At 46.2% G+C, this 11289-nt stretch carries 12 protein-coding genes; 7 read left to right on the forward strand and 5 right to left on the reverse strand.

Going from position 1 to position 11289, the window contains the following annotated elements; genetic code table 11:
• Window positions 1-83: 83 nt before the first annotated feature.
• Both QQL66_RS06760 and QQL66_RS06765 read right to left on the reverse strand, forming a co-directional pair.
• A complete protein-coding gene (locus QQL66_RS06760) occupies window positions 84-605 on the reverse strand; it encodes a MerR family transcriptional regulator (protein ID WP_284380270.1) in 522 nt (173 codons plus the stop codon).
• A gap of 22 nt (window positions 606-627) precedes the next feature.
• Entirely contained in the window at window positions 628-1041 is a 414-nt protein-coding gene (locus QQL66_RS06765) for a hypothetical protein (RefSeq protein WP_284380271.1), read from the reverse strand.
• A 219-nt stretch (window positions 1042-1260) separates the two neighbouring features.
• Here QQL66_RS06765 and QQL66_RS06770 point away from each other — a divergent pair, with 219 nt between their 5' ends.
• Window positions 1261-1650, forward strand: a complete 390-nt coding sequence (locus QQL66_RS06770; protein WP_284380273.1) for a hypothetical protein — start codon at window positions 1261-1263, stop codon at window positions 1648-1650.
• Window positions 1651-1671: 21 nt separating this feature from the next.
• Here QQL66_RS06770 and QQL66_RS06775 read toward each other — a convergent pair whose 3' ends face one another.
• On the reverse strand, window positions 1672-2136 hold the full coding sequence (locus QQL66_RS06775) for an Lrp/AsnC family transcriptional regulator (RefSeq protein WP_284380275.1): 465 nt from the start codon (window positions 2134-2136) through the stop codon (window positions 1672-1674).
• A 142-nt stretch (window positions 2137-2278) separates the two neighbouring features.
• Between QQL66_RS06775 and QQL66_RS06780 the strand changes: the two genes are divergently transcribed.
• From QQL66_RS06780 to QQL66_RS06790, 3 genes are all read left to right on the forward strand, one after another.
• Window positions 2279-3112, forward strand: a complete 834-nt coding sequence (locus tag QQL66_RS06780; protein WP_284380276.1) for an AzlC family ABC transporter permease — start codon at window positions 2279-2281, stop codon at window positions 3110-3112.
• Complete coding sequence (locus tag QQL66_RS06785; RefSeq protein WP_284380278.1) at window positions 3109-3405, forward strand: AzlD family protein; 297 nt, start codon at window positions 3109-3111, stop codon at window positions 3403-3405. Before QQL66_RS06780 ends, QQL66_RS06785 begins: the two co-directional genes overlap by 4 nt.
• Before the next feature lie 171 nt (window positions 3406-3576).
• Window positions 3577-4323, forward strand: coding sequence for a substrate-binding periplasmic protein (locus tag QQL66_RS06790; protein ID WP_284380279.1), 747 nt, complete (start codon window positions 3577-3579; stop codon window positions 4321-4323).
• 201 nt (window positions 4324-4524) lie between these two features.
• Here the strand turns inward: QQL66_RS06790 and QQL66_RS06795 are convergent, their stop codons facing one another.
• On the reverse strand, window positions 4525-5319 hold the full coding sequence (locus tag QQL66_RS06795) for a YopT-type cysteine protease domain-containing protein (protein WP_284380280.1): 795 nt from the start codon (window positions 5317-5319) through the stop codon (window positions 4525-4527).
• Window positions 5320-5722: 403 nt separating this feature from the next.
• On the opposite strand from QQL66_RS06795, the gene QQL66_RS06800 reads away from it, so the two are divergent.
• From QQL66_RS06800 to QQL66_RS06810, 3 genes are all read left to right on the forward strand, one after another.
• Window positions 5723-6715, forward strand: a complete 993-nt coding sequence (locus QQL66_RS06800; RefSeq protein ID WP_284380281.1) for a ferritin-like domain-containing protein — start codon at window positions 5723-5725, stop codon at window positions 6713-6715.
• Between the two features lie 14 nt (window positions 6716-6729).
• Window positions 6730-8802, forward strand: coding sequence for a LodA/GoxA family CTQ-dependent oxidase (locus tag QQL66_RS06805; protein WP_284380282.1), 2073 nt, complete (start codon window positions 6730-6732; stop codon window positions 8800-8802).
• Window positions 8803-8870: 68 nt separating this feature from the next.
• Entirely contained in the window at window positions 8871-10145 is a 1275-nt protein-coding gene (locus QQL66_RS06810; RefSeq protein WP_284380283.1) for an NAD(P)/FAD-dependent oxidoreductase, read from the forward strand.
• Window positions 10146-10241: 96 nt separating this feature from the next.
• On the opposite strand, the gene QQL66_RS06815 is transcribed toward QQL66_RS06810, so the two are convergent.
• Window positions 10242-11213, reverse strand: coding sequence for an FHA domain-containing protein (locus QQL66_RS06815; protein WP_284380286.1), 972 nt, complete (start codon window positions 11211-11213; stop codon window positions 10242-10244).
• Window positions 11214-11289 lie beyond the last annotated feature (76 nt).

Here is an 11289-nt window from a genome sequence, read left to right on the forward strand (position 1 = left end):
ATAAGGAATTTCTCGCTGGGTGAGTAAACTCACCCACTAACCATAGACGATTAAGAGAGGTTCGAAAGAAATCCAGAGATACTCTAAGGTTTAGACCATTGCTTGATCCGAGCAATTTCCGCGTTATCAATACCGAGTGATTCCAAAAAATCCGTATGTGCTTCAGGCAAGCTGCGCTCAAAGGCCACATGCCACCGATGCATGTCTTCTTCGGTCATTCCAGAGGCTTTGAGGATATCCACCCACTGCTCTTTGCTCATGGTTTTAGTGGATCGCAAGAGAGAATCTTTTCCTAGCAAGCTAACAACAACCTGCTGCTGTTTACGCAACTCGCTGATTTCAGAGTTGAGGGATTCCAGCCGTTTTTCCAGCACGTTCGTTATATTGCATTCAGAGGTATCCAACAGGGATTTGATGTCTTCCAGACTGATTCCAGCTTGTTTGTAGGTACAGATTTTTCCTAATCTGTGATAATCCGCTTCGCTGTAAATACGGTAATTTGCCCCCGTCCGAATCTGACTTTTTAATAAACCGATGCGGTCGTAATAAAGAAGCGTGGAACGAGAGAGACCAAAGTCCTTTACAAGCTGACCTATTCGATACATACCTTCCCCACCCAAATCCGGTTTACCAACATTGACGATCCGGTAAAACAAACCGCTCCTTCGCCGTCTGACTGAATAACAGATCATTAGAATAGTATTGGTGGAGTATAGACAAGGCATCATCGACCAAGTCTTTATTTTCGAGAAGGAAGGATTGCCAGTGTTTACATCGTGTCGTCTGCATTCTCGTCGCAATTACACGAATAATCGCATCGGTAATCGTGGCATGAAATTTCTCACTAGCACCTAGACTGTTGGCGTAAGCCCTAATTCCTGACGAGATTTTCTGGATTGCCACATCCAAAGAATTCTGAGCTAAATACAGATAAGCCAAACGAATATGGCCTTTATGATCAAAGTAGACAGAATCTAGCGTCAGTGCCTCAAACTGAGCAATAAAGTCTGCATCCGATAGATCAGTTTGTGAAAATACCATTGGCTTACCTTTTTAATATCGTATGTCATTTGCGACCACCGATGGTAAAGGGTGAAGCAATAGACAGGTCAACCCTGTTTTTCTGCCAATGATTCTTCAATAAACACTTAGAAACTGCATCATTTATTGACTTAGATTCATACCCTTAACAAAGCAGAGCATAAGATAAGAATCATATTCATATTTTGCCGTTGATAGGTTTTATTGTTGAGAGGAAATATGCTCTATCTTTATCTCGGTTTTTTATTAGCGAATACCTACTCTGTAGTTAAAGTGATCTACACCTCGGGCATACCCTTTCTGACCATTGTTTTCTCGGTCTTAGTATTTCTTATTTGGTCGTTTTTTCCTGTCGTGGGTTATGGTGTCGCCCGATTGATCGGAGCCAAAGGCCACACCAACAAATATACGCTGCTTGGTATTGGGATCGGCATTTGTCTGATCGAGAAGTTACTCTACGAACAAGGCATTCTTGCCAATATTGACGGTTATTTAGTGGAAGGCTATGTCGGTATTACAGTCACCACAATCATGTTCTTTATCGCAGCCTTTATCCCCTTTGAAAAAGGAATTAACCTGGTGATTCCCAAACAAACCACGTCTGCTTAAACCAGCAGACGTACGGTTGATTTAGATCGGCAGTTCAGAAGTTAATTTGATCTTCTGCATAGGGATCTCACTTTTCACACTCTGTACCCCTTTAATACGAGTCAGATGTTCCACCTGAAATCGACGGTAATCATCAATATCTGCAACCACGACTCGCAAGAAAAAATCGCAATCTCCGGACATCAAGTGGCACTCTACCACCTGTGGAAACTGCTTAATTTCTTCCGCAAAATGATCAACGGTATCCAAGTCCTGTGCTACCAACCAAACCCGCGTAAAAATAGTTAGGCCTTTATCGATTTTCTTGGCATTTAACAACGCGACATAACGTTCTATGACACCACTTTCTTCCAAGAGACGAACACGTCGCAGACAAGGCGATGGCGACAACCCCACCTCTTTCGCCAGTTCATTGTTCTGCATGCGGCCATCCCGCTGTAAGGCTCTCAAGATACGCCGATCTATAGCATCTAATTTTATTGGCATTTATTACCACCAAAATAACTTTTAACAGAATTAAGTTCCATTTTACTACAAATAGAAAGCAACAAAGCAACCAAATTCTACAAACTTTAGCAGATAATTCAGCTTCCAATATCAACCATTTGTTCAATACAGAAGTGATGAGATGAACACGGAAACTGCAACTTTACCGCTGGCTACGGATGCCCTTACGGGGGAATTGTCTTCAAGCTCGACTGTCGGAAAATTCAATAAACGCGAATTTATACGCGGTCTTATTGCAGCCATTCCGGTAATGATTGGTTTTGTTCCCGTCGCTTTGGTACTCGGTGCCCAGGCCAGCGCTAAAGGTTTAAACTTATTTGAAGTCCCACTCATGACCGGCCTGAATTTTGGGGGCGGTTCTGAATTCACGGCAATGGGCTTATGGACCTCCCCGCCCCATATTCTGTTAATCGTTACCATGTCGATGTTGGTAAATAGTCGCCATATTTTGATGGGAGCCGCACTTGCTCCCTACCTAAAACACTTATCTAAAAAGCAGGCCATCCCGAGTCTGTTCTTCATGTGTGACGAAAGCTGGGCTATGGCGCTGGCCGATGCAAAGAAGAAAGGCGCAGCACACATTAGTCTTCCCTACTATTTAGGGACAGCGATAGGCTTGTATTTAACCTGGGTGACGTTCACAACACTGGGTGTTTGGCTTGGCCCAACCTTAGGAAATTTGGATCAGTTTGGTTTTGATATGGCCTTCACAGCGGTCTTCTTGGTGCTATTGAAAGGCATGTGGAAAGGCACGACAGCCTGCCGTCCCTGGTTAGTCAGTTTGGTCTTCGCTGCGCTCACTTACTTACTGATTCCTGGAGCCTGGTATGTCGCGGCTGGTGCACTCTCTGGCCTACTCTACGCAGCCTATCAGGCGGGTGAGGCGGAGAATCAATCGATAGAAGAAAGTCCGAGCTCTACAGCAGGAAATGTTCAGGGTGGACATCCACAATGATCGACTCATTGACCCTGGCCACCATCCTATTAATGGCTTTGACGACCTATTTAACGCGAATTTTAGGCTACGTCGCCGTTCACAACCGAACACTAAGCCCGCGTTTGATGGCCGTGCTTGAGAACGTTCCTGGCTGCGTACTGATTTCAGTAATTGCGCCGCGTTTTGTATCAGATCGGCCTTCTGATCTCCTGGCGCTGGTGATTACCATCGTGGCGGCTACCCGGCTTTCTCTATTGCCGACGGTAATCATCGGAGTGGTATCGACAGGGCTGCTTCGACAGTTTTTATAAAAATCAAATACCAACCTACTGTCCTATAAGTACATATAACAGCTCACTTAAGCACTTTTATAGACATACTTATCAGTAAGTGACGCAGTCAATATACGAGTACAGCAAAACTATATACTATGATGTAAAAACACCGATTTAGAATGTTTGGTTATCTAAGAAAAACTTTGTATGCCTCAACTCATCAACCGCCTCTTACTTTCTATAACCTGCCTGTGCTTTTTTGCTTTGCCAGCAGATGCGGATGTTATTGAATTCGCCGTTGGTGAATGGGCGCCTTACATATCCAACAAAGACCCAAACTCACCGTTAGAAAAGATTGTCTCCGAAGCCTATGCACTTGAAGGGATAGAGGTTAAATACAGTTACTTTCCCTGGAAACGCAGCTATGGCTACGCAAAGAAAGGCCGGTTTCTAGGCACTTTTCCCTGGACTCACCTGAGAAGCCGGGCTGAAGATTTCAACATTAATCCAACCCCCATATTAAAAGACCCTTCCGTCTACTTTCATCTGAAACATACCGACTTTGAGTGGGCCACCTTAACCAGTCTCAAACAATACAAAGTCGGAGTTACGGTTGGCTATAAAAATCAGGAAATCTACGAACGACTGGGTATTCCGGCAGAAGTAGTACCTTATGAAGAATTAAACTTCAAAATGCTGCTTCAAGGTCGTATTGATGTTTATGGTGCATCTAAGCGAGTCGGATACGCGATGATCAAATCCATGTTCCCTCCTGATGAAGTGAAACAATTCACCAATCATCCAGAGCCTTACACCACGGACATATACCACATATTGTTTAGCAAACAGGCTAAGGATTCAGAAAAGTACATGAATGCATTTGAGGCTGGTTTTTCGAAGCTTAAAAACTCGGGGCGCTATGAAGAAATCCTGAAATCGTCTGACATCAATTAGCTTCCACCCTTTTTCTGAGCATCCTTGGCTTTCTATGCCCTATTAACAAATGGATCTTTCTTCATTCGGATCTTTATTCATTCGGGACTTTATTCAATCTGGGTCACATCCCCCGACCAAACCTCTGAATTTAACTAACACATCACAAAAAAAACATCACAAAAAATGCGAGCCATATTCAGGAGCTTGTGCAATCAACTGTCAGCGATAAGCCGCCGTCTTCTCCGAACCGCAATTAAGAAAAAGATCCATACCGAGATCAGACTTCACTGACACATCATCAAGCTGATACAGGGTTAAAAATGAATTATCGCTTTTCTCGTATTTCTGAAAGTACTCCGATTCAGCAAAGAAGCCGTTCAACCATGCAAAGAAACGCGCCTCATTGGCTTCAACCACTTCTCCAGCGTTAGGATCAAAGAAATGATGATTCCCTTGATGATCCAGAAAATAACAAAATCGATGGCTCCGCTGTTTTCCCTGACGGCTGTATCGCAAGACACCAAGAATAAGAGAGCCATAAGGCAGAGAGGACCAAGAAATAAATTCGGGCGTACTTATAAACTGAGTCACCGATGCTTTGTCGTAAGCATAAGTACGTGAAAGATCATACAGAACAAAATCCCCCTGATAGTCCAGATCAACCTTGCACTGGATAGACAACCAATCGTCCGTGCCATATTTTTCCACCAGTTTTTGTAGATCTCGCTGCGTTGGCTGATACTCTTCCGGAAATAAAGGGTAATGACTAAGCTGCTGATAACGATGGATTTCATCCAATAAATCAGTGAAATAGTGAATCGGTTGCTGCGTCTCTAGAAACGTCAATAAGGATCGCCCACGCAGTTTCTCTTGCAACCACATATGACATAAACCGGCACATAATTTACCCGGGTCCCAGACATAGACCTTATTCCGCCAAGCTTTTTGCGAGAATGCCTCGGACGTTTGTACGCCAAACCTATTTGCTACTTGAGAAAAGTGACTCGCTTGCACAGCTATCCCTCTGCCAACATCAAGAATTTGTCTTACTAAAACTAAGCATTTATTACGGTTTCAACAATTACAGTCGCTTACACCTATTCGTCGTTACCCGGTAAGAAGCTAAGTAGGCATTTGTCCCGTGTAATCCAGCGTAATTTTTTTATGTCTAGGCTTATCTATACCTCTTAATGCAGGTCTAGATCTTTATGCAGGCCAACAAAGATCTTACATAAAAAGACACCTCGTTAAGCACAGCACCTGATCATTTCAAACAGGATTGAAATGTATCTGATGAGGAGATATTCAGCTCAAGCGCAGTTTTAAGTGCAGATGTTTCATGTACTTCTAGAAAAGAGCTTTAGTCCTGAATGATGCGATCGATGCTATCACTCACCTAAAAAGAAGATGGAATCTCATGAGAATACAACATACAGATTGGGCCATGGAGCACCTTCATGACCACCTCCAAGCTGCGGTGGATCTGGAGCTATGGACTATTCCCTTTTATATGTCCGCCATGTACTCAATCAAAGACCGTGATTCAGACGCCTACCAACTGATTCGAACCATCATTAATCAGGAAATGCTCCACCTACAGTGCGCTGCCAATATGGCAAATGCCTATGGACTTTCCCCAAAAATCACACCCCCAGTGTACAGCGGGACTAAAATCCCTCATCTCGATTTTAGCCTCGATCCCAGTGCGGATACCGAACCTTACATGCCTTATACCGCAGAGATTGGCCCGTTAGATCTGTTACACATCAATGGCATGTGTTTAGTGGAACTGCCTGAATTCGGCGTCTCAAAGCGGGAGATCCTGCTTCAAACCATAATCAATGAATACGGCACCATTGGTGAATTCTACGATGCACTACGCTTCGGGGCCTCGTTACTTAAAGACCAGATCAATGGTGGCGTCAGACAGGTAGACTACTTCTCTGCGTTCTATCGGAACATGCCAAATATGACAGTAAGTGAATCAGGAGCGGCCGGGTTTGATCAGGTTTCCTTGTTGATCGATCTCATTACCGACCAGGGTGAAGGGCAATGCAAGAAGGACCCAACCATTCCAAAAGTATTCCAGAATACCGCTAATGACATCGAACCCGACGGTGACCACTTTGTGAAATTCAACCAGATCAAGGATGCCGGCGGTCAGGATGGTTGCAAACTCCCCGAAACCTTCAGCACCAAGCCACCCTGCGATTACACCAAGGAAGATCTCCAACTACAAAGCATTCTGGTGAACCAGTTCGAACAACTCACCAAACTCCTTGAAGCGCTGTTCAGCGGCCAAAATCCTGACAACTTCTTTCCGATCATGGCAAGCGTCGGCGGTGCCATCCGAAACTGTTGGGAACATGGCGTCACTCCACAGTTCAGCAAAGAAACCAATCAGCGTTAAGGGATGTTCCAATCATGACTAATAAAACCGTATTCAGAGTACATCCAAGCGTTAACTTTGCACGCTTTGGAACCAGTGAAGACTATATTCTTTCACCAGAAACCAGTGCGGGACTTCCGCAAGAAGGCACGGCAGTCACCGGCGGTTTGCCCATTAAAAAAGGCACTGAAAACACCCCGGTAACCAGTAACGACTTACGTGACCACGAAGGGAACTTGAAGAAACAAGCGGCCCGTTTTCGTATCTACGCCTACGACATCGACGGTGAAGATTCATATCCCTGTGGCGCTGGCACTGAAATCGTGATCGGCACAACATTGGCCGATGGCCGAACGGTCACTGACCTGATCTGGTCTAGCCATCTGGCCAATAAGAAAGCCGCTGCCTATAACGTGGTGAACAATAAAGGCATTGAAGCCTACGCCAATAATCAAGTACCTCAAATGCGTAACCCTGAGGTGCACGGCACCATTGATTCGGACTACCGTTTGAACCGCCTTATGATTGATGCAGGCCCAAGGGCCATTTGCGCCAGCCAGAGCGAAACGGCCAAATTTGATCGTTGCTCTGAAGCAAAATGCGTCAAAGCCGGTGGAAAGATTGTGCCACTGCCTGACTACCCTATTCGCTTCCCAGAAGACACCAATGACGAACTCTTCGAGCCTAGCGGCCCATTAAATACTCTGGGAGAGATACGCACCGATGACGAAGGCCGTTTGCTTGTACTGGCAAGCCCTGGTAACGCCGTCGGTCAATACGACGAATACGGCGTACCGATCCAAATGACGGGCGACCTCAATAACGTAGGCTGGTTTGATTCTGCCGCCGATGGCCCGGTCAACGTAACGCTGGTCTTTGATGACGGTTCCACCGAAGACGCCTTTGGGGCTTGGGTGGTCTGTGGCGACCCGGCGTACGCACCTCAAATTCGAAATGTGGTGTCGGTATGGGATGATGTCTACAACATGTTCGTACGAGATCTTGATCTTCAGCCCGAACTTTACGGAATCACTCCGAAAGAAGACAAGCGTGACTATAAGTCCAGCTACCTGCCGAACTTCACTCAAGACATTCAACCCATTTTCATTGCGTGTAACCTTCAACGTTGGACAGCGAATTTACCACCGCTTGCCTTACGCGCTCACACGGCAGTTGAGTCGATTACTGAAGATGATGATCCGAATGCCACCATCATGGCTGCATTGAATTTCATTCGAAACCCCAACAAGAATGAAACCAACCTGGGTACACCGCTTATGCCGCTGTCTTTAGGCGCAGCGGGCACATCATTTCTGACGGTGACCAAAACCCAGTACTTCCTGCTGGAACAATGGAGCAAAAACAAGTTCGAAAAAGGCGGGCAAACAAAACTAGGGCCAGGTGAAATACTGGACATGGCATCGATGGCAAACTGCCTCGGCGGGCGCTATGTACCGGGCATCGAAGTCAGCTACACCATCATGGAAAAAGACATTTATCTGCAAGACTGGAAAACGTCCGGAGCTGGCCCGTTCAGAATCAAACAATACCCTCTGTCGTATGAAAACCTGAATAGAGAAACCCCTTATCTTTCCAGTGGCTGGATTCCGCTTCATGACATGACTGACGGGCTGCAACCCGGAGACGTTTCTAAATTCATGGCGATTCCCTGGCAGACGGATTACAACTCCTGCTCCATCCATGCTACCGCTATCAATACTGATGGCGTCAACGAAAGTAACGGCGCTGAAACGACCTTGTACTGGTCCTGGCCTTCACAACGTCCGGATGCCGTCTATGTGGCGGAAGAAGTCTTTAACAATGTGCTGCCTCAGCAACAATGGTCAATCCGGGGCAAAGGGACCTATGCAGTTAATCCGGCGTCCGCTGCGACCTTCCAAGACCCACTGCAGTCAGTTCAGGATTGGGACAAAATCGGAATCATAGTACAAGGCACCAATGTAGACAGCGAGACTCAGGAATACTCCCCTGAACTTTACCTTGAGGTTCAGAGTCAGCTGACGAATCCTGGCGACTCGACTGACCCCGTTCCCGCCTGGCCGTTTAATGCCAACCCGTCGAAGAAGAAACGCGACTGCCCGCATTAACGGAATGATGCCCAAAGGATGGCCCGTACAGGGTCATCCACATTCGGATAACAAGGTTTAGGATGAATATGCTCAGGACCGATTCATTTAAAGCAAGAGCGTTTGAAACAAGAGCGTTTAAAGCAAGAACGTTTGAAACAAGGACGTTTAAATCAAGTTCTTTCAAAACAGACAAGCGTAAAGTAAACCGCATAAACGCACACTATGACGTTGTTATTCTGGGTGGCGGCCCCGCTGGTTTAGCGGCAGCCATCGCCATCCGTACCGCCAACCTCAACAAACATACAAATGTGTCGGTATTGGTTGTGGAGCGGCAATCACCAGGACAGGAACGGCTTGGAGAAAACTGTCCGCCAGAGATTGTACTGTTACTCAAACAGCTCGGTGTAGCGAAAGAATTTTATCAAGACAATCACGAACCCTGCCCTGGCTATGCGTCGGTGTGGGGACGACCAACCCCTGGCTACAACGACTTTATCGTCAATCCATTAGGGCCATCCTGGCGACTCAATCGCATTGCCTTCGACAAGATGCTTGCCAAAAGAGCGGAAGACTGTGGCGCCCAAATAACCTGGTCTACCCGTTTTATCGGGACTGACATTGTCCCACAAACAGCTAGTCATCACGCTCATACGCTACACCTAACTCAAGGGACAGATAGACATCCCCAGACCGTCACAGCCGGGTTTGTTATCGATGCGACTGGCAGTAAGGCACGATTTGCCCGAACACTTAACATTCAGAAAACGGTAGATGACCAACTGTTTGCTACCGTCCGCTTTGCTCACGTTGCCAGTGGTAAAGGTTCTAAACAAATCCAGTTAGAAGCCACTCAACAAGGTTGGTGCTATCAGGCGTTGTTACCGGAACAGAAGGTAGTCAGCATGATCGTGTCTGAGCGTGAAATTATTCCTCACCTTCGGGAAGGAAATCATCAAGGCTTTGAAGAAGCGCTGGCAACGACAACCTTCGTCGGCCCAAGTGTCAATAAACTCGAAATCACCAACCCCAGTTATCATAGCTGCGCCATCTATTCCGGCATCCTGCCGACACTGGAAGGATCTAATTGGATGGCAGTCGGTGACGCCGCCACAAGCTTCGACCCGATCAGTGCTCAAGGAATTTACAAAGGATTAAGTCATGGCCTGTTAGCTGCGAAGAAGGTAAAGGACTGGCTGGAAAACAACAGTTCAGAGTGTTCAGACTATTCTCAAATGCTTCAAAAACAATACCGGGTGTATCAGAACAACCGCATACACATGTACAGTCTGGAACAACGTTGGCGGGAGTGTGATTTCTGGCGAAAACGGATTCATACGCCACCGATGAACCTGGCGCTGTAGGGTTAGATAGATCGGTAAAAATAGATAACCGAAAAGTCAGCGAAAAGAAAATGGCTACCCTCAGGTAGCCATTCTCCATGTATTTTTAAATCAGCATCAGTTCAACCGCACATTGTCACGCAGTAATTGGTTGTGAGAATCAAGACTGACACCGCCATTAATCTCCACGGCATTCGGGCTGAATCGGATCTCACCGGTTCTACGCTCAATAGACGGCGGTAAATGATCCGCCATGGGATACGCATCAACAAACTGCTTTCTGAAACGGTATACCTGAATGTTAATGTGATTGCCGTTTAGCCCTAACATCTTGCAAAGCAGGTCTTTATCAATCCATCCGCACTCAGATTCCGCAATGCCCGACGTTTTATCTTCCAAATACTTACGAGCCAACACCAATACAAGGTAATGGTGGTTTCTCATTTCCAGATCAACCGTCTCACCGTCCACCTGAAGAGACAGGGACACGTGTTCCTCGTTTTGGCTGACATCAAATTTGAAGACCAGTTGTTTAGGCGTCCGTTTTACTTTGTTTCTGATGACCTCTGTTTCAACCCCTGCATGGGAACTGACAAAACGCCATTGTTTGTCACAGGTGCCAACCCGATCTCCCGTTTGTAACTCATACACGGATGAGGCTGTTTCACACATCCATTGTCCGGTCAGCGTCCGGTAAATGGATATCTGTGGATCATCTTCTGAAGGCAGTGCAGTAATCTCACTCAGCTTAATAGTCGGTAAGCCTAAGGTCACGGGGATTAACAAACTGTCTGGCGGCGATGTATCTTTTACGAACCAAACTTCAGCCTGATCACTACCAAATTGAATTCGGTCTTCGACATTCAACACTTGTTGTGCGCCACGCGCCAAAAACCGGCCATTAATGTAAGTGCCGTTGGAACTGGTGTCTTTCAACAGCCACACTTCACCATCCCAAATTGCCACAGCATGGGTTCGGGAAGCCTCAGAGTTCGTCAGAGAGGTTGCGGCAGATGGATGTCGACCGAAAACATGCTGAGGTTGTAGATCAACCTGCACACCTGTACGTTCACCAATGAGTATCGCCATAAGATCACCTAAAGTATTTTTCTGTGCTTATACAGTACAACAGTGCTCATAATTCGCCATTACATACCATTACACA

The sequence above is a fragment of the Litoribrevibacter albus genome (genome assembly GCF_030159995.1).
Taxonomy (GTDB): domain Bacteria; phylum Pseudomonadota; class Gammaproteobacteria; order Pseudomonadales; family Litoribrevibacteraceae; genus Litoribrevibacter; species Litoribrevibacter albus.

Bases quoted from the DNA above. Each gene is read 5' to 3' on its own strand.
- QQL66_RS06760 (WP_284380270.1), bottom strand. From the start codon at position 605: ATGTATCGAATAGGTCAGCTTGTAAAGGACTTTGGTCTCTCTCGTTCC.
- QQL66_RS06765 (WP_284380271.1), bottom strand. From the start codon at position 1,041: ATGGTATTTTCACAAACTGATCTATCGGATGCAGACTTTATTGCTCAG.
- QQL66_RS06770 (WP_284380273.1), top strand. From the start codon at position 1,261: ATGCTCTATCTTTATCTCGGTTTTTTATTAGCGAATACCTACTCTGTA.
- QQL66_RS06775 (WP_284380275.1), bottom strand. From the start codon at position 2,136: ATGCCAATAAAATTAGATGCTATAGATCGGCGTATCTTGAGAGCCTTA.
- QQL66_RS06780 (WP_284380276.1), top strand. From the start codon at position 2,279: ATGAACACGGAAACTGCAACTTTACCGCTGGCTACGGATGCCCTTACG.
- QQL66_RS06785 (WP_284380278.1), top strand. From the start codon at position 3,109: ATGATCGACTCATTGACCCTGGCCACCATCCTATTAATGGCTTTGACG.
- QQL66_RS06790 (WP_284380279.1), top strand. From the start codon at position 3,577: ATGCCTCAACTCATCAACCGCCTCTTACTTTCTATAACCTGCCTGTGC.
- QQL66_RS06800 (WP_284380281.1), top strand. From the start codon at position 5,723: ATGAGAATACAACATACAGATTGGGCCATGGAGCACCTTCATGACCAC.
- QQL66_RS06805 (WP_284380282.1), top strand. From the start codon at position 6,730: ATGACTAATAAAACCGTATTCAGAGTACATCCAAGCGTTAACTTTGCA.
- QQL66_RS06810 (WP_284380283.1), top strand. From the start codon at position 8,871: ATGCTCAGGACCGATTCATTTAAAGCAAGAGCGTTTGAAACAAGAGCG.
- QQL66_RS06815 (WP_284380286.1), bottom strand. From the start codon at position 11,213: ATGGCGATACTCATTGGTGAACGTACAGGTGTGCAGGTTGATCTACAA.